Genomic DNA, 18,228 nt, shown 5'->3' on the forward strand with positions numbered 1-18,228 from the left:
GGAGCCGCCGGGACCGCGGGGACCGCCGGGACCGCCACCTGCGCGTACGGCTACACCAGCGACGCCACCGTCTGGTTCGGCGCCGGCGCCGACTCCGGCGTGCCCAACCGCGCGACCGGCGGCGGCTGCACCGTCATGGACGAGATCATGGCCGGCGCGCCGTTCGCGTCGCACGGCGCGTTCGTCCGCGCGGTCTCCTCGGTGACGAAGGGCCTCGTCCGCGAACGGGTCCTGACCGGCGGCGAGCGCCGGGACATCGTCCGTGCCGCCGGCGACTCGGAGGTGGGCAGGCCGCACCCGGTCACGGGCAGCCGGTCCGTGGACCTGTCCAGGATCGGCCTGGTGGGCTACACGGTCCGCGCGACCATGCCCACCGACGCCGAGGGGACCCTGGGCGCGCTCGCGGAGTGCGGTTTCCAGAACATCGAGCCGTCGGGCGCCGCCGGCAACTTCTACGGCTACACGGCCGCGGAGCTGGCGCCGCTCACCGACGCGGCGGGCATCGCGGTGCCCTCCCTCGGCGTGAGCCTGTCGAACCTGCAGAACGACGTCGACCTGGTGGTGGCCGAGGCGCACGCGATCGGGGCGAGGTACGTGCGCGTCTCGGGCTCCGGCTCGTGGACGCTGGAGGACTACTCCCGGGCGGCCGCGATCCTCGACGAGGCGGGCGAGGCCCTGAGCGCCGAGGGCATCCGGGTCGCGTACCACAACCACGGGTACGAGTTCGAGACCGAGGAGGACGGCGTCACGGGCTACGACGTGCTGGTCCGGGAGACCAACCCGGCGTTCGTGACCATGGAGCTCGACGTGTACTGGGCCGCGAGCACGGACACGTCCGCCACGGACCTGTTCGCACGCTACCCGGGGCGGTTCGAGCTGCTGCACCTCAAGGACATGGCGGAGGACGGCTCCTTCGCCGACGTGGGCGAGGGCACCATCGACTTCGCCGAGATCTTCGCCGGTGCCACGCTGGCCGGCGTCCGCTACGGCTTCACCGAGCACGACCAGCCGTCCCCCGACGGCGTGACGTCCGCGTGCACGAGCATCGGCAACCTCGCCGAGCTGCGCTACTAGTCCGCCGCTGATCCGCCACTGACCCGTCCGGCTGCTTCCGGGCGAGGGCACCCGTCCTCGCCCGGGGGTGCCGCACGCCCGCACGCACCATCCGACCCAGCACGAGGGAGTGTTGATGTCCGCACCGCACCGCAGGGCACGCCGCCGGGTTCTGGCTGCGACGACCGGTCTGGTCGTCGCGGTCGGAGCCCTGGTCCCCGCCACCACGGCCGCCACCGCCCATCCGGGCCCGGACCATGCCGGGTCCGATCATGCCGAGACGACCGAGTTCGACAAGGTCCCGCTGGTCACCGAGGGGCTCGCCGACCCGTTCGAGCTCGACGTGGCCGACGACGGCCGCGTCGTCTACATCCAGCGCACCGGCCAGGTGGTCGTGCTGGACCAGGAGACGCTGCGCCAGACCACGGCCCTGGACCTGGACTACTCCCTCGACCTGCTCCAGCAGTCCGACGGCCTGCTGGGCCTGACCCTGGACGACGACTTCACCGAGAACGGGTGGCTGTACCTGCTCTGGAGCGACCCCGACGTCGCGAGGATGAACCTCTCGCGGTTCACGATGGGGCCGGACGACACGATCGACCCGGCCTCCGAGAAGCGGCTGCTCGACTTCACCATCTGGCGTGGCGAGGGCCGCGCCAACTCCCACATGGCGGGCTCGCTCGCGATGGGCCCCGACGGCGACCTCTACGTCGCGACCGGCGACAACTCCGACCCGTTCGACCAGGCGGGCTACACGCCGATCGACGAGCGTGAGGGCCGCCGCGCCTGGGACGCGCAGGGCACGTCCGCCAACACGAACGACCTGCGCGGCAAGGTGCTGCGCATCACGCCGCAGGACGACGGCACGTACACGGTCCCGGACGGCAACCTGTTCGCGCCGGGCACCGAGGGCACCCGCCCGGAGATCTACGGCATGGGCTTCCGCAACCCGTTCCGGATCACGGTCGACCCCGGCACGGGCGCGGTCCTGATCGGGGACTACGGGCCCGACGCCCGCGTGGCCGACCCGCTGCGCGGCCCCGAGGGCCAGGTCGAGTTCATCCGGATGACGGAGCCCGGCAACCACGGCTGGCCCTACTGCCACGCCGACAACCAGCCCTACATCGACTACGACTTCGCCACGGGCGCCTCCGGCGAGCCGTTCGACTGCGCCAACCCGGTCAACGAGTCCCCCAACAACACGGGCCTGCGCGAGCTGCCGCCGTCGCAGGAGCCGCTGGTCTGGTACGGCTACGGCGTCTCCGAGGAGTTCCCCGAGCTCGGCTCAGGCGGCGCGGCACCGATGGGCGGCCCGGTCTACCGGTTCGACCCGGAGCTGGACGTCAAGACGAAGTTCCCGGAAAGCTTCGACGGGCACTGGTTCGTGTCCGAGTACGCCCGCAACTTCTACAAGGTGCTCTCGCTGGACGAGGCCACGGGTGAGCTCGCCTCGATCGACCCGTTCCTGGAGGGCGAGACGTTCGTCGCCCCGTTCGAGGCCGAGTTCGGCCCCGACGGCTCGCTCTACATCATCGACTTCGGCCTCGGCCGGGGCGCCGGCCGCGGGAGCACCAACACGGACGCCGGGATCTACCGCATCGACTACGCGGCCGACGGCCGGCGGCCGATCTCGCGGTTCACCGCCGACGTCGACTCCGGGCCGGAGCCCCTGACCGTCGCCTTCGACGGCGGCGCCAGCGAGAGCCCCGACGGGCTCGACATCACCTACGAGTGGGACTTCGAGAACGACGGCGTCGTCGACTCCACCGAGGCGACCCCCACCCACACCTACACCGAGCGGGGGCAGTTCAGCGCCCGCCTGACGGTCACGGACAGCGAGGGCTTCACCGGCGTCTCGGTGCAGAAGATCACGGCCGGCAACACCCGGCCGGACGTCTCCTTCGGGGCGCCGTTCCACGGCGGCTTCGCCGAGCTGGGCGACACGGTCGACTACGCCGTCGACGTGGACGACCCCGAGGACGGCTCGACCGGAGCGGGCACGATCGACTGCGAGCTGGTCACGGTGAACACCCAGCTGGGGCATGACACCCACGCGCACCCGCTGGACAACTACACCGGCTGCTCCGGGTCGGTGTTCCTCGACCCGGCGGACCACGGCGTCGGGCAGAACGTCTACCCCGTGCTCGGTGCCGGCTACGAGGACCTCGGCGCCGACGGCGTGCCCGCGCTGGCCGGCCAGGACGTCATCCACCTGCAGGTACGTGACAAGGAGGCCGAGTTCTACGCCGACAGCTCCGGCGTCACCGTGGCGGACGGCGCCGAGGCCCGGGGCGGGCGGCTCGTGACCGACGCCGACCACGGCGACTGGATCGCGTTCGGGCCGGTCGACCTGCGCGGCATCGACGCCCTGACGGTCGGCGCCGTACGCGGGGCCGCCGACGCGACCGTCGAGGTGCGGGTCGGCAGCCCGACCGGGCGCAAGCTCGGCCAGGTCAGGGTCGACGCCGCCACGGCCGCCGGGCAGGTCGTCTCGCCGAGCATCGACCTGCCGGACCAGCAGGGCGAGACCACGCTGTACCTCGTGGTCAGGAGCAAGCAGGAGCCGGCCGACGGCGCGGACCTCGGTCTCGACTGGCTCGTCTTCCACGGGCGAGGCGTCGCAGACGCCACGGCCCCGGTGGTGACGGCCGAGGCCGGCCGCGGGGGCGTCCGGGCGGGCGGCCCGGTCGACCTGTCCGGGTCCGCCGTGGCGCCCGAGGGGCGGGAGATCGTCTCCTACGAGTGGGACCTGGGTGACGGGACCACCGCGGACGGCGCGAGCGTCACACACGTCTACGAGGAGCCGGGGCGCTACACGGCCCGGCTGATCGCGACGGACAGCGAAGGCACCCGCGACTGGACGACCGTGCGGCTGACGGTCCGGGGCTAACCGCCCGGAGGACAGGCCGGCCCGGACCATCTCGCGGTGGTCCGGGCCGGTGCCACACCGTTCTCACAGTCTTGGTTTTGGGGTCCGCGCCATGATTGCCGCCGCGAGCGGCCCGATCGACACTTGGTCGGTGGGTACAGATCCTGTGTCAGGAACCTGGTCCGATGAGTTTGACGGCACGCTGGAAGAGGTGTTCCGCAGGTATCCGGTCCCGCTCGCCGGGCACCAGATCTTCAGCACCACCGACCCCGAGTCCGCGCGTGACGAGGTGGCCCGCACCCTCTTTCCGCACGAGCTGCACCTCGAGGACGACGACCGCCCGTTCGAGGCGGCGATCCGCAGTGCCCGGCTCCGGACGGTGAGCATCACGGTCCTGGCCTACGGGTGCGGCGTCGAGCTCGTCGCCGAACGGGTCGCCGCCACGTACGTCGTCGCCCACGCACTCGTCGGGCGGGCCACGTTCGACGTCGGTAGGCATACCGTCGCGGTCCGGCCCGGGACGGCCGTGGTGCTCACGCCCGGTGAGCTGCTCCGCGTCAGGTGGTCCGCGGGGAGCGTGCTGATGGTGATCGCCGTCGACCGTGCGGCACTGGAGGAGGAGCTCGACACGTGGGTCGACGCCGACCCCGACGTGCCCCTGCGCTTCGAGCCCGCCGTCGACGTCTGGGAGTCGCCGGCCGCCGGCTGGTGGTCCGCCGTCGACAACGTCGTCGAGGACCTCGACTCGCCCGCGCCGATGCTGCGCCACCCCGCAGCGGCGTCCGCGGCGGAGCGTGGCCTGCTGGTCGGGCTGCTGCTCGCCGTACCGCACAGCCGCTCGGGCCGGCTGTGGGAGAAGCCGCCGCCCGTCGGTCCCGAGTGGCTGAGGCGCGCCACCGACCTCGTCGAACAGCTTCCGCACCGCACGTGGACGGTGCCCGACCTCGCCCGGGCGGCCAACACGAGCACCCGTGCGCTGCACGACGGTTTCCGGCGGTGGCTGGGCACCACGCCCATGGAGTACCAGCGGCAGGTCAGGCTGCGGCGGGCCTGGGTCGAGCTGCGGACCGCCGACCCCGGCGCCGAGAGCACGACGGTCACCGAGGTCGCCTCGCGGCTCGGGTTCACCAACCTGGGACGGTTCGCCGCGGGCTATCGGCAGCGGTTCGGCGAGCTGCCTTCGGTGACACTGCAGCGCGCCAGGGACGGCTACTGAACCGCCGCCGAGGCCCTACTTGACCGCACCCGCGGTGAGCCCAGCGATCACCTGCCGCTGCAGGACCAGGAAGAGGCAGATCGGGACCAGCATCACGAGCGTCGCCCCGGCCACCGCCCCGGTGACGTTGAACCCGAACTGGGACTTGAACCCGGCCAGCACCAGCTGGACGTTCCGGTTCTCCTCCGAGACGAGCAGGAGGTTGGCGAAGAAGAACTCGTTCCATATGTTCACGAACGCCACGACCGCGACGGTCGCCAACGCGGGCCTCGTCAGCGGCAGCACCACGCGGAACAGCGTCGTGAAGTATCCGGCACCGTCGATCATCGCGGCCTCCTCGAGCTCGGGCGGGGTCGAGACGAGGAACGCCCGCAGCACCACGAAGGTGAACGGGAACTGGAGCGCGGCGTAGAAGATGACCATCCCGAGCCGGGAGTCGTACAGCCCCAGCTCCCGCACCACGAAGAACACGGGTGTCGCCAGGCCGACCAGGGGCAGGGCGAGCGCCAGCGAGAACATGGCCACCAGCGCGGGGCGCCCGGCGAACGAGAACCGCGCCAGCGGGTAGGCCGCCAGGAACGCCGTCGTGAGCGCGCCCAGCGTGCCGAGACCCGCGTACAGGAGCGTGTTCAGCATGTACTCGTGCAGGTGGATCTGGGTGAACGCGTCGACGAAGCCCTGCATGGTGAACGGTGAGGGCCACAGCCCCTCCCCGGAGAAGATCTGGTTCCCCGTCTTGAAGCTGGACAGCATGACCCACACCGTCGGTGCCAGGGCCAGCAGCACGACGGCGCCCAGGAAGCCGTATATCAGGATGTTCGCCCACACGGACCGGCGTCCGGCCGTGGTGCTTCCGATGTCGCTCACAGTGCTCGCTCCCCGATACGAAAGACCCGCCGGACAGTGACGATCAGCACCAGGCCGATCACGATGATCACCGAGCCGACGGCGTTGGCGAAACCCCACTCGCCGTTCAGGTACGCCCGGTACGCGTAGAGCGCCAGTGTCGCCGTCGCGTCGTCCGGGCCACCGGCGGTCAGGATGAAGACCAGGTCGAACATGCCGATGTCCACCAGCAGCCGGATGAGGATCGCCGTGCCGATGACGTTGCGCAGCAGCGGCAGCGTGATCCGCGTCAGCTGCTGCCACGTCGAGGCCCCGTCGACGGAGGCTGCCTCGTACACCTCCCTGGGGATCGAGGCGACCTCCGCCATGACCAGGACCACGACGAACCCGATGATGAACACGAAGGTCCCCGCGACGGCCCAACGGGCCGTCGCGGTGTCGAAGAGCCAGTCCCTGCCCGGCAGCCCCAGCCCCCCGAGGACGTTGTTCAGCAGGCCCGCCCGCGGGTTGTAGAACATGGAGAAGACGAGGGCATAGGCCGCGCCCGAGATCACGAACGGCACGAAGATGATCGTGCGGAGCGTCTTCCAGCCCCGCGGCCGCAGCGCGAGCACCATGCCGACGGCGACACCCAGGGGAACCTGGACGAACACGGACGCCGCCGCGTAGAACAGGGTGTTGACCAGTGCCTTGAAGAACACCGGGTCTGCGAGCATCTGCCGGTAGTTGTCCAGCCCGCTCCACGCGAAGTCGAGGCCACTCCACCGGGCGAACGCCGTGGCCGTCAGCACGAGGAAGGGCACCAGGAAGAACGTGCCGAACAGGACGAGCCCGGGGAGCAGCGACACCGCGACCGGGCCGCGCATGCCCAGAGGAATCCGCGTACCGGGGACCGGCCGGGCGCGTCGTGCGGCGATACGGCGTCGCGCCGGCCCGGAGCCGTCCGGGCGCCCGCCCACCGGGCCGTCCGCGCCGCGTGCCCCGGCGGGCTCAGGGACAGGTGCCGGGGCTGAGGCCGGCGGACGGTGCCTCGTGAATACGCTCATGGCCGGCCTCCTACTGCGCGCTCGACGCAGAGTCGGCGGTCAGGCGCTGCAGGAACTCGTCGGTGTCCAGGTCGCCCTTCACGTAGGCGGGCCACAGGTTCTTCCACGACGTGTCGAGTCCCGCGGGCCCGTGCACCCGGGCGTGCGGGTACGCGTACTCCAGGTCAGCGGCCTGTTCGATCAGTCCCGTTGCCAGCGGTTCCAGGTCGGCGGCGTCGGTCGCGGCGGCGTCGACCCGGACCGGTGGGTTGGCGCCCGTCGCCTCGGCCTGCGCGAGCACCTCGTCCTGCGACGACATGAACCTGACGAAGGCGTCGACCGCCTCCAGCTCGCGCTCGTCCGTCGTCCCTGAGACCCAGCCGGCGCCCGAGACGACCACCGTGCCCTGGCCGCCGTCCGCCCAGCCGGGTGCCGGCGCGTAGCCGGTCTTCTCGTAGAGGCCCGGGGCAGCGTCCGTCGTCAGGTTGGTCTTGACGAACCACGGCCCGTTGGGCACCGTCGCCGCCTCCTCGGTCAGGAAGGGGGCGGCCGCGTTCTGGAAGTCGCCGGAGAACGCGTCGGCGTTCACGTAACCCTGCAGGTGCCAGTTGCGGAGCCGTTCGGTGGCTCGGACGACCGCTGGGTCGTCGCCCCAGTCCTCCAGGTCGGCGATGCTGTCGCCGAGGAACTCGGCCCCGCCGGGCTGCGTCCCGATGAGATTGGCCCACATGAGCTTCGTCGCCCAGTCGCCGTCCAGCGCGACGGCGAACTTGCCCTGCCCCTTGAGCGTCACCGCCAGGTCCTCGAACTCGTCCCAGGTGGTCGGGAACTGCTCGAATCCGGCAGCCTCGAGCAGCTCCTTGTTGTAGTAGATCCCGATCGCGTCGCGCTGCTGCGGGATCGCCCAGACCTGGCCGTCCGGGCCGGTCAGTGCGTCGAACGCCTGGTCGTAGAAGCTCGCCGCCCAGTCGCCGTCGGCCTCCAGGCTCGGCGCGAAGTCGTGGAGCCTGCCGGTCCGCTCCATGGCCTTGATCTCGCCGGAGTTGAGCTGGAACAGGTCCGGCAGGTCGTCCGCGAGCGCCAGGCGCTGGTAGTACTGCAGCCGGTCGTCGCTGGAACCCGCGTTCGCGTTCTCGATGGTCTCGATCCGGTAGTCCCCGGCGAACTTCTGGTTGAACCGTTGCGCGGCCTCGTAGTTGTACTGCAGGAAGGGGTCGGTCGGGCTCTCCTGGCAGGTCGCGCAGGTGACCACCACCTCGCCCGAGTCCGAGGTGTCCGTGCCGGCACCGCATCCAGTGACCGCTGCCAGCAGCGCGGTCGCCGACGCGGTCACCAGAGTCGTCCTTCGTGTCGTACCCATGTCGTCATCTCCCTTGATGATTCCTGCGTGGACAGGAGGGCCTCGTCGCCCTCGATGTCGGCCCGTCCCCGGCCGTCAGTAGCCCGCGACCCGCGGCCAGTGCCGTTCGATCCCGGCCGTCTCGACCTCTCGGGTGAAGTCGGCGAGCAGGTCCTCGTCGGCCCGGACCTGCCGTGGTGTCGCCTTGTGCTGCACGCAGAACGCGATCAGGTGACCCGTGACCTCGCCGATGTTCCATTCCATGAGCGGCATCCGGTAGGCGCCGTTGGTGATGTGCGTGGTGCCGATGTTCTTGGCACCGGGGAGCAGGTTCTCGACACGGACGGGCACGAGTGCCCCCAGCGGCAGCTCGAACGGGCAGCAGCCGATGTCGATGTACGGGTCGCCGCCGGTGGAGGGGTGCAGGTCGATCCGGTACATCCCCACCCCCACGCTGTCGGCGTAGGTGACGGCACCGGCGTCGCCACGTACCGCGAGGGAGAGCTCCTGCTCGACGATGGTGTGCTCGGCCCGGATGCGCCGGGACTCCCGGATGTACGGGCTCTTGGCCAGCCCGTCGGCGGTGTCCCCGAGGACATCGCCGCGCAGGCGCAGACCGGGCCAGCCGGTACCGCCGTCGGGGCGGGGCGCCTCGGTCTGCAGCCAGTAGAGGAACGATCGGCTCAGCTCGCGGGCGGCGCGCACGTGCGCGTCGGCGTCCGGGTGGTCGAAGACCGGCCCGCCCCAGTAGTCCATCTGCGGCCAGTTCACGAGGGTGAGGTCGCTCGGATAGGCCTCGGGCCGGAAGTTGGCCCTGGCCGCGATGCGGCGGAAGGTCCAGAGGTTGCGGTCCATCGAGCCCACCCGCTGGTCCGCGTAGTCGGGGCGGATCGCCAGCAGGTCGTCGTCGGGGTTCGGCCAGAACTGGTGCCGTACCGGCTTGCGCGTCTTCGGGTGCGGTGCGGTCAGGGAGAGCTGCCCCTCGGGCCAGTCGACGGCGCGGGCGGTCCGGAACAGGTCGTAGCCCTCCGGCCGGTCGATGGTGTGGTCCTCCTCGGGCCGGTGGTCGAGCGCGAAGCACACCGACACCGGCTGCATGTTGAGCGGGTCGGCCACGGCCGCGGCGTGCGGCTCACCGGTGTCGGCCCGGGCCTCGGCGCCCGTGACGTACTCGACGCCGGCCAGCGGCAGCAGATCGCCGGTCTCGCTCGCGTCGACGACCCAGTCGGCGGAGATCACGGTGGTCGTGCCGGTCCGCCGACTGCGCACCGTGACCGCCGTGACCCGGTCGCCGTCGGTCTCGGCCGCGATGGGCTCGTGCTCCAGGAGAACACGCAGCAGGCCCGAGCCGCGCAGCGGGGCCACGAGGGTCTCGAGCACGGCGACCGTGACCCGGGGCTCGTGGCAGAGGTCGGAGACCTTGGCACCCCCGGGGTTGAGCGCTCGCCGGCTCCGCGCGTCGTCGGTCAGCGGGTAGTGCCGCTGGTAGTACTCCCGCACCGCGTTTCTATATTCCCGATATGTCGCGGTACTGCCGAACTGCTCGATCCAGACGTGCTCGTCCGGTGGAACGCCCTGGGCGGTCAGGACGCCGCCCAGCCAATCGGTCGGCTCGGTGAGCACCACACGAATTCCGCGGCGGGCCGCGGTCACCGCTGCCATGACGCCGCCTACTCCGCCGCCTACGACAAGAAGCTGTGTCTCGTTTTCACGCATACAAAGATGACACCAGGATTTGACCATTATTTACATGACTGCAATACACTGGTCTGTGTCCCATTTTGATGCCGGCGCGCGCCGCCTCCGGATCGCCGACGCGACGGCGAGGCAGCTCGTGCAGCCCGCCGGCTCCCGCATCGGGCCACGCCGGCAGCAGGAGATTCAGCTCATGCTGGTCCACTCCGGGTCGTTGACCCTCGCCCTGGACGGCGGCGCTCCCCGCCAGGTCTCCGCCGGCGAGATCTGCCTCCTCCTGCCGGGGCACACCGAGGAGATCAGGTTCAACCAGCACCTCGACACGGCCGAGACGCTGGTCCGGGGGCGGATGGAACACTCGACCGTGGGGATGCGCGCCTGGCTGGAGTCGCTCCGGCCCACCAGGACGCTCTCCTCCGCGCTGACCTACCTAGCCCGGGAGGCCGTCACCACCCAGCAGACCCGGCTCACGGCCGACGGGGCCCTGGTGGACGCGCTCGCGACGGCGCTGCTGTGGCGCTTCATCGCCGAGTTCCGGAACCTGCCCGCCGCACTGCCCGGGTCGATCGAGGAGGCCCGCCTGTACATCCACCAGCATCTCGAGCAGCCGATCACGCTCACGGACATCGCCCGGGCGGCGTCCGTCACGCCCGCGCACCTGGTCCGGATGTTCCGCACCCACATGGACACCACGCCGGTCCGTTATCTCTGGGACCGCCGCATCTCCCTGGGCGTCGAGCTGCTGACCTCGACGGGGCTCCCGGTCGGCTCCATCGCCGTCCGCTGCGGCTTCAAGACCAGCTTCCACTTCTCCCGGAAGGTCAAGGAGACGACTGGCCTGTCACCGTCGGAGCTGCGTACGTCCACCGCGCGCGCCTGACGCGACGACGCTCATGCCCGCCCCCTCCTCCCGCGCAGGCCGAGCACAGCCACGCCCGCGATGACGACACCGGCTCCCGCGAGCGCCACGTGCGGTCCCGCGAAGGTGGCCACCCACCCGCCGAGCAGTCCGCCCACCGGGTAGCCGACACCGAAGGCCGCCATCCGGGCGGCTGTGTTCACGCGGGACCGGAGCCGGTCGGGCGTGCTCAGCTGGCGCCACACCACGGTGGCGAGCACCACCGCGAGATAGCCTGAGCCCCAGAGCGCCGTCAGGGCCAGCGCGACCGGTACCGTCGTCGCGAGCGCGCAGCCGACCGCGCCGACCGCCGCGACCCACGTCCCCGCGAAGGCGACGCTCCGCTCGGTCGTCCGGCGGGTCGCCGCCGGGACGACGAAGGTCGCCACCAGGCCGCCGACGGCCCACGCCGCGAACAGCAGGCCGGTGGTGCCCCCGTCGGCCGGGACGCCGAGCCGCCGCACGCTCCAGGGGACCACCTGGGACACGAAGACCCCTTGGCCCGCGGTGACGGCCACGCCGAGCAGGATGGTCGAGCGCACCCGCGGGTGCGAGACCAACCAGCGAGCCCCGTCGAGGACGGCACGGCGGACGCCCGGCGGTACCTGCGACGCACCGGTCGCGCGCGGCAGACCGCCGAGGCGGAAGCAGAGGTAGGCCAGCGCCGAGGCCGACGCGCCGACGGCGATGGTGGCCGAGGTGGGCAGGAGCACCGACAGGACGCCGACGAGCCCCGGGCCCGCCATCTCCACGACGCTGCTCGTGGCGAACATCAGCGCGGTCACCTCGGCGAGGCGGCCCGGGGGTGCCAGCGCGGGCACCAGCCCGAAGTTGGCGGCGTCCGCGAAGACGAAGGCAGAGCGCGCGACGGCCACCGCGACGACGATGTGCACCGGGGTGAGGACGTCGAACGCGGCGGCCGCCGGCAGGGTGCCGACCGCCAGCGCGGTGATCAGCTCGCAGGCCCGCAGGACCGCCGACCGGTCGTTCCGGTCGGCGACGGCTCCCGCGACGGGGCCCAGCACCAGGTAGGGCAGGCCATGAGCGGCGACGAGCGCCGAGACCCACAGGGCCGAGGCCGTCTGCTGGTAGACCGCGACCGGCGTGGCGACGAGGACTACGGAGGCCGCGACCAGGGAGAGCACACGTCCCAGCCAGTACCACCGCAGCGACCGGTCGCGCAGCAGCCGTACCCATCCCGGCACCGGCTCAGCGCACCGTCAGCGTCTCGATCCGCGCCCCCGCGGCCGGGTCGATCGCCTCCCTGGGGTCGACGAGGCCCAGGCTGCGCCCGATCTGGAGCACCCGGCGGGAGAACTCGACGTTCGCCTCCCGCGCCTGCCCGAGGGCTTCGGGAGCTGGCTGCGCGTGCTCGACGGCGCCGAGCCAGTCGGCCTGGCTCGCGTACGAGACCGGCCACCGGAACCCGTGGAACCGGGTCGAGTTCGGCGCGACCGCCACCGCGCCGCGGCCGAGCAGCATCGCCCAGTAGAGGGCGTGGTACGAGTTCGACACGACGACCTTCGCCGAGGCGAGGCGCGTCAGGGTGTCGAAGATGTCCTCCGTGTTGTTCGTGATGTGCTCGAACTCGACCCCCGCGGCCAGGGGCCGGGAAGTGTCGATGCCACGCTCGTAGTGGTTCAGGACCACGAACTCGCGCTCGGGCTCGCGCTCCCGGAGCACGTCGAACGCCGGCAGCATGCAGCTCGCGCACGGGACCCACGGCATGCCCGCGTCCCAGTCCCGGACACCGACCACGTCGGCCTTGGCGAGCCACTCCGGCCAGAGCCGGGTCACGCCGTCCTTCAGCACGCGCCGACGCCAGCCGGTGGTCGGGTCCAGGTGGACGCCCTGCTGGAAGTTGTGACCGATGCCCCAGAGCGCGACCGCGGCCGGCCGCTGGCGGAAGATCGACTCCACGCAGGACTCGAACCTTCCCGGCCCGACGAGCCCGCTGCCGCCGACGATGACGAGCTTGCCCTGGAGCGGTGAGTGCTTGCCCAGGTCCTGGAGCGACGCCGCCTCGTACAGGCTGATCGTCCGGCCGAGCCGTTCGACCCACCGGACCGTCCGGCCCACCGCGGACCAGTGGTCGCCGACGTTGCGCATGTCGTTGCTCTCGCACACGGCGACGACGGGTGCGCCCTCGAGCAGCTCCGTGAGCTCCAGCAGGCTCCTCGTCGACGACGTCGTCCCAGCGGGCCGCGCCGGGAACATCGCCCGTCCCGCGACGTCGAGCCCCCTCGACACTTCCTCGAACTCCTTGACGGTTCGCGTCACACCCATGATCTCGAGCCCTTCGTCCATGACGGCGGTCAGTCGTATCCGGATCACGTCGGTCTCGTGCGACCCGACGTGCTGACCACGCTAAGAGCGAAAACCGCACCGGCCTATACGCTGCACGCAGATCTAGCGGCCGATAATTGCAGAAAATTGCCGTGGAACCGGTTTTATGAATGACGGGTACCGAATGCGTTACGGTCGCGAGAACGCGCCCTTTCACGACGTCCGGTCGCGGTCCAGGTGCTCCGCGTCGCGGGAGAGCTCCTCGGGCGTGAGCGCGGGACCGAGGATCGGGACCAGGTCGGCCAGCGCGAGCCGCAGGAGCCGGTCGGCGGCGCGCCGCCGGACGTCTGGCAGATCGATCCGCATCGCGGTGGCCAGTGCGAGGTTGTCCGACGCGCGCGGTCCGGTCCGCACGATCACCCCCGAGCACGCGACGTCGCTGCGGCACTGGCCATGCTCGGTGTAGATGCCGGTCGCGGCGGCAGCACGGAGCTTGTCGTCGAGCTCGCCCTGACTACGGACGGTGTGCCCGGTGAAGGGCCTGAGCCCGGACGCCTTCAGGTAGCGGTGCCGGTGGTCGGAGCGCATGGCGGCGAGCAGCGCCTGCCCGCCGGCGGTGGCGTGGGCGGCCTCGGGCAGCCCGTCCGCGAGGTCGTCCAGCCGCGGGGCGCCGGTGAACTCGCTGTGAGCGACCACCGTCAGCTGCCCGTCGCTGAGCGAGGTCAGGAAAACACCGCACCCGGTGGCCGCCGCCAGCCTGGCGAGGACCGGCCGGACCCGGTCGAGACGCGCGGCCACGTCGACGGCGGGGCCGAGCACGTCCGGGAGGAAGTGGTGGCGGCCGTCCTCGCCGCGCCACGCCCAGCCACGGTCGACGATCGTCCTCAGGTGGTGGTAGACGGTCTTCACCGGGATGCCCGTGCGCCGGGCGAGCTGCTTGGCGGTGAGCCCTTCCGGGCTGCGGCTGAGGTGCTCCACCAGCCGCAGCGTCCGGTCCGGGCTCCGGAGCCCGGGGACTGGGGCAGTCGGGTTCGATGCGGACAACAAGATCGCTCCAGTCACTGAAGGGTGGCACCGACGAGGACGATCTTCGCTCGTACTGGGGAATCACTCATGATTGCTCGCCGGGCAAGGGAGATAAAGAGCGTTCGCCGAGCGGCTTTCCACCCTCAGAAACTGTCGCACAATGATGAATTGCGATTGACCAGGACCATCGCGACCGGCCGACCGGACGTGGCACGGCCGCGGGCACCTGTGGACACCCCGCCCGTACCCGGCTAACGTTCCCGCCATGACGTCGCCCCGCATCTGCCTGGACTGGTGGCCCGCCGACTAGGCGGGCTCGCGACGCATCCACTCACACGTCCACGACCGCCTCGCCCGAGGCGGTCGTTTCGTGTTTCCCCACGAGACTCCCGGTTCCGGGCGAGCACCCCGAACCGAGAGGCTCCACATGTCCCTCCGCCCTGGCTCGACCGGCCGGCACCCGCTCCTGGACCGGGTCCTGGCCTCCGACGGCTCGCTCCCCTTCGCGCTCCTGCGCCGACACGGCGGCACCGAGGTCGAGGTGCTGACCGGCGACGTCGTCGACACCGATCTGCTGCGCGACATCCCGCTCGACGGTGCGCCGGTGCTCGCCGTCGTCCCCTACCGCCAGGCGCGCGAGCGCGGGTTCACCGTGCGCGACGACGGCGCCCCCCTGCGCTGCCTGGTGGTCCGCGAGGCGGAGCGGGTCCCGCTGTCGGACGCGCTCGCGGTGCTGCCGCCCGAGCCCGTGGCCGCCGAGCCGCTCGGCTTCGACACCCCTGACGACGAGTACGCGGGCATCGTGCGCCGCGTGATCGACGACGAGATCGGGCAGGGCGCCGGCGCCAACTTCGTGGTGATGCGCAGCTTCGAGGCGCACACTGACGCGGCGCCGGTGCCCACCCTGACCTCCTGGTTCCGGGCGCTGCTGACGCACGAGGTCGGCTCGTACTGGACGTTCGCGGTGCACGCCCCGGGCCCCGGCGCCGCGGTGTCCCTGGCGGGCGCCACCCCCGAGCGGCACCTGACCCTGCACGACGGCGTCGCCCGGATGAACCCGATCAGCGGCACCTACCGGCACCCGGCGTCGGGCCCCACCCGCGAGGGGGTGCTGGACTTCCTGCGCGACACCAAGGAGAACGAGGAGCTCTTCATGGTGGTCGACGAGGAGATGAAGATGATGAGCGCGCTGTGCCCCGACGGCGGGCGCATCGTGGGCCCGTACCTCAAGCAGATGGCCCGGCTCAGCCACACCGAGTACCTGCTGGAGGGCCGCACCACGCTCGACCCGCGCGACGCGCTGCGCCTGACGATGTTCGCGCCCACCGTGACCGGGTCGCCCATGGAGAACGCCTGCACCGTCATCGCCCGCCACGAGACGCGACCGCGCGGCTACTACTCGGGGTTCCTCGCCCTCTTCGAGCCTTCCGACGGCGGGGCAGGCGAGGCCGGCCCGGCCGGCTACTCGCTCGACGCCCCGATCCTGATCCGCACCGCCTACCTGCACGACGGCGGTCGCGTGTCCGTACCCGCGGGCGCCACCCTGGTGCGGCACTCCGTGCCCGAGCACGAGGTCGCCGAGACCCGGGCTAAGGCGGCGGGGGTGCTCGCCTCGCTCGGGCTGGTCCCGCGCGGCGCGGCGCCGGGCGCCGTCGTCGACCTGAACGCCCAGGACGGCGTGGCCGAGGCCTTGGCCGTCCGCAACTCCCACCTCGCGGAGTTCTGGGTCCGGCCGCAGGACGCCGCCCCCGTCGCGACCTCCGAGACCTCGCCGCTGACCGGGCAGGACGTCCTCGTGATCGACCACGAGGACCAGTTCACGACCATGCTGGCCCACCAGCTCGACCACCTGGGCATGAACGCCCGCGTGGTCCGGTGGGACGCCGTCGACGACGTGCTCGCGGACGACCTCGTCGTGCTCGGTCCCGGGCCGGGCGACCCCCGCGACCAGGACGACCCGCGCATCGCCGCCATCACGCGCCGGATCCACGAGCGGGTCACCGCGGGCCGCCCGCTGCTCGCCGTCTGCCTGAGCCACCAGGTGCTCGCCGGGCTGGCCGGCTTCCCCCTGCGCCCGCTACCCGCGCCACGCCAGGGCGTGCGGCTGGCCGCCGACGTGTTCGGCACCACCGCCGCCGTCGGCTACTACAACACCTTCGGCGCGCGGCTGACCACCGTCGACGCCGCCGAAGCCGACAACCCCGTGGCCCGGCTCGCCCTCGAACCGTCGGCCGACGACGACGGCGTGCTCACCGCGCTGCGCGGCCCGGGCGTGGCCTCGGTCCAGGGCCACCTGGAGTCGGTGCTCTCGTCCGACGGCATCGACGTCCTCGAGGCGCTGGCCCGGTACGCGCTGGGGGCGGCCGTGCGCTGACCTCAGCTCGCCGGGTCCCGCAGGGTCGACATCGCCTCCAGCAGGGTGTCGTGGATGTAGGTGAGCTCGGGCGAGGCCACGTCCCAGCTCTCGTCCGGCTGGTCCTGCTCGGCGGGCTGGTCCGGCCCGTCGGGCGCGGCCGGCTGGTTCCAGATCAGCTCACCGTGCTGCCACACCCACCAGAGGTTCGCGCTCGGGTCCTGGACGCGGGCGAACGTCGTGCCGAAGAAGTCCGTGGGACGCGTGACGAGCCGGGCGCCACGGGAGAGCGCGCGCTCGAGGGTCGCCTCGAGGTCGTCCACGTAGACCTGCAGCAGGCTCGGCGTGAACGGCCAGCCGGGCTTGCGCTCGGCCAGCATCACGGTCGTCGTGCCGAGGACCACCTCGCCCTGGAGCAGCAGTCCGTCGTCGTCGACCGTGCGGGCCTCGGGGCGCTCCGTGCCGCCGAAGACCTCGACGACGAACCGCATCAGCTCCTCGGCGTCGCGCGTGATGATGAACGGGTTGACCGTGGCGTAGCCCTCGGGGGCCGCGGGGATGGACATCGTGCTCCTTGTGACCGGTGCGGTTGCGAAGCCTCAGTCCAGCAGTGCCCGCGGGTCCCGGGCTTGAAGATTTCCGCCGTCATCGGCCGGCGAGGACGCGGGCGGGCGTCTGCCCGTGGAAGGCGCTCAGCGACCGGGTCAGGTGGGCCTGGTCGGCGAAGCCGCACCGCGCCGCGCACTCAGCGGGAGGCACGCCGCGCAGCAGCAGCTCGAAGGCCTCCCGGGCGCGGGCGAGCTGTGCGATCTGCTTGCCCGTCAGGCCGGTGGCGGCGCGGACCCGCCGCTGCCGGTGCCGCTCCGAGTACCCGGTGTTCTCCCCGGACAGCATCCGCCGCACGACGTCGTCCGAGTGCAGGAAACCGAGCTCGAGCAGCTGCTCGACGAACGCCTCGAGCTCGTCGTACTCCGGGAAGGCGACCCGGTGCCGCCCGATCGTGACGTGCTGATCCTCGACGGTCAGCCGCTGCTCCCCGCCCAGGAGCAGCCGCTTGCTCACGCCGGGCACCACGACGTGGGCCTTGAGCTGCACGCCCCAGCTGTGCTCGCCGACGGTCGAGCTGATCCAGCGGTGCCCGAGGGCCGGACCGGCCAGGCCTGCGGCCTGCTCGCCGTCCGGCTGCCGGGCGAACCACAGGTCCCAGTACTCGACCGCGGGCGTGAGGTAGCGCTCGTCGCGGGTGGCACGGGCCTGCCACACGCACTCGACGTCCGGGGAGTCGGGATGCCGTTCCTCGTACATGCCGCTCTCCGTACCCGGAGTGTCGTGGGCATCGGCGGTCATGCCTGGAACCCTGCCACGTCGAGTGTCAGTGTCCAGTGGAAGCATCGGGACATGGAACAGATACAGCGTCTTCGACCCGAGGGGCTGGTCCACAGCCCCGCCTTCAGCCACGTCGCCGTGGTCCCGCCCGGCGCCACCACCATCTATGTCGGCGGGCAGAACTCCGTCGACGCCGACGGCGCGCTCGTCGGCGCCGACGACGTGGCGGCGCAGTCCGCCCGCGCCCTGGAGAACGCCGGCGTCGCGCTCGCCGCCGCCGGCGCGACCTTCGCCGA

Annotated in this window: 15 protein-coding genes; 6 read left to right on the plus strand and 9 right to left on the minus strand. The window is 71.8% G+C overall.

What is annotated here, in order from left to right; genetic code table 11:
* The 3 genes from PROKR_RS18995 to PROKR_RS19005 all read left to right on the plus strand — a co-directional run.
* Positions 1–1,074, plus strand: a 1,074-nt coding sequence (locus tag PROKR_RS18995; protein WP_051433149.1) for a sugar phosphate isomerase/epimerase family protein, incomplete at its 5' end; no start/stop codon positions are given.
* A 115-nt stretch (positions 1,075–1,189) separates the two neighbouring features.
* The gene (locus PROKR_RS19000; RefSeq protein ID WP_036965750.1) at positions 1,190–3,943 is read left to right on the plus strand and encodes a PKD domain-containing protein; all 2,754 of its coding nucleotides are present in this window, start codon (positions 1,190–1,192) and stop codon (positions 3,941–3,943) included.
* Between the two features lie 130 nt (positions 3,944–4,073).
* Entirely contained in the window at positions 4,074–5,138 is a 1,065-nt protein-coding gene (locus PROKR_RS19005; protein ID WP_169736479.1) for an AraC family transcriptional regulator, read from the plus strand.
* Between the two features lie 15 nt (positions 5,139–5,153).
* Here PROKR_RS19005 and PROKR_RS19010 read toward each other — a convergent pair whose 3' ends face one another.
* The 4 genes from PROKR_RS19010 to PROKR_RS19025 all read right to left on the minus strand — a co-directional run bounded on the left by PROKR_RS19010 (position 5,154) and on the right by PROKR_RS19025 (position 10,091).
* Entirely contained in the window at positions 5,154–6,005 is an 852-nt protein-coding gene (locus tag PROKR_RS19010) for a carbohydrate ABC transporter permease (RefSeq protein WP_051433144.1), read from the minus strand.
* Positions 6,002–6,850 (minus strand): carbohydrate ABC transporter permease, encoded by an 849-nt coding sequence (locus tag PROKR_RS19015; RefSeq protein WP_036965751.1) that lies wholly within the window; start codon positions 6,848–6,850, stop codon positions 6,002–6,004. Before PROKR_RS19015 ends, PROKR_RS19010 begins: the two co-directional genes overlap by 4 nt.
* A gap of 190 nt (positions 6,851–7,040) precedes the next feature.
* Positions 7,041–8,342: an ABC transporter substrate-binding protein gene (locus tag PROKR_RS19020; RefSeq protein WP_036965753.1), complete on the minus strand. Its 1,302-nt coding sequence runs from the start codon at positions 8,340–8,342 to the stop codon at positions 7,041–7,043.
* A 102-nt stretch (positions 8,343–8,444) separates the two neighbouring features.
* Positions 8,445–10,091: an FAD-dependent oxidoreductase gene (locus PROKR_RS19025; RefSeq protein WP_342665884.1), complete on the minus strand. Its 1,647-nt coding sequence runs from the start codon at positions 10,089–10,091 to the stop codon at positions 8,445–8,447.
* Positions 10,092–10,098: 7 nt separating this feature from the next.
* Between PROKR_RS19025 and PROKR_RS30845 the strand changes: the two genes are divergently transcribed.
* A complete protein-coding gene (locus PROKR_RS30845; RefSeq protein ID WP_157602262.1) occupies positions 10,099–10,923 on the plus strand; it encodes a helix-turn-helix transcriptional regulator in 825 nt (274 codons plus the stop codon).
* An 11-nt stretch (positions 10,924–10,934) separates the two neighbouring features.
* Here the strand turns inward: PROKR_RS30845 and PROKR_RS19035 are convergent, their stop codons facing one another.
* The 3 genes from PROKR_RS19035 to PROKR_RS19045 all read right to left on the minus strand — a co-directional run bounded on the left by PROKR_RS19035 (position 10,935) and on the right by PROKR_RS19045 (position 14,289).
* Positions 10,935–12,146: an MFS transporter gene (locus tag PROKR_RS19035; RefSeq protein ID WP_036965757.1), complete on the minus strand. Its 1,212-nt coding sequence runs from the start codon at positions 12,144–12,146 to the stop codon at positions 10,935–10,937.
* Positions 12,147–12,150: 4 nt separating this feature from the next.
* Positions 12,151–13,275, minus strand: a complete 1,125-nt coding sequence (locus tag PROKR_RS19040) for a glycosyltransferase family protein (protein ID WP_157602265.1) — start codon at positions 13,273–13,275, stop codon at positions 12,151–12,153.
* A gap of 165 nt (positions 13,276–13,440) precedes the next feature.
* Complete coding sequence (locus PROKR_RS19045) at positions 13,441–14,289, minus strand: IclR family transcriptional regulator (RefSeq protein WP_084800540.1); 849 nt, start codon at positions 14,287–14,289, stop codon at positions 13,441–13,443.
* 391 nt (positions 14,290–14,680) lie between these two features.
* On the opposite strand from PROKR_RS19045, the gene PROKR_RS19050 reads away from it, so the two are divergent.
* The gene (locus tag PROKR_RS19050) at positions 14,681–16,627 is read left to right on the plus strand and encodes a chorismate-binding protein (RefSeq protein WP_036965763.1); all 1,947 of its coding nucleotides are present in this window, start codon (positions 14,681–14,683) and stop codon (positions 16,625–16,627) included.
* A 2-nt stretch (positions 16,628–16,629) separates the two neighbouring features.
* Here the strand turns inward: PROKR_RS19050 and PROKR_RS19055 are convergent, their stop codons facing one another.
* Together PROKR_RS19055 and PROKR_RS19060 are read right to left on the minus strand one after the other, a co-directional pair.
* Positions 16,630–17,172, minus strand: a complete 543-nt coding sequence (locus PROKR_RS19055; protein ID WP_036965765.1) for a VOC family protein — start codon at positions 17,170–17,172, stop codon at positions 16,630–16,632.
* Positions 17,173–17,251: 79 nt separating this feature from the next.
* The gene (locus tag PROKR_RS19060; RefSeq protein WP_084800541.1) at positions 17,252–17,953 is read right to left on the minus strand and encodes an AraC family transcriptional regulator; all 702 of its coding nucleotides are present in this window, start codon (positions 17,951–17,953) and stop codon (positions 17,252–17,254) included.
* A 51-nt stretch (positions 17,954–18,004) separates the two neighbouring features.
* On the opposite strand from PROKR_RS19060, the gene PROKR_RS35445 reads away from it, so the two are divergent.
* On the plus strand, positions 18,005–18,228 hold a 224-nt coding region (locus PROKR_RS35445; protein WP_169736480.1), incomplete at its 3' end, for a RidA family protein.

This window comes from Promicromonospora kroppenstedtii DSM 19349 (assembly GCF_000515355.1).
GTDB lineage: Bacteria > Actinomycetota > Actinomycetes > Actinomycetales > Cellulomonadaceae > Promicromonospora > Promicromonospora kroppenstedtii.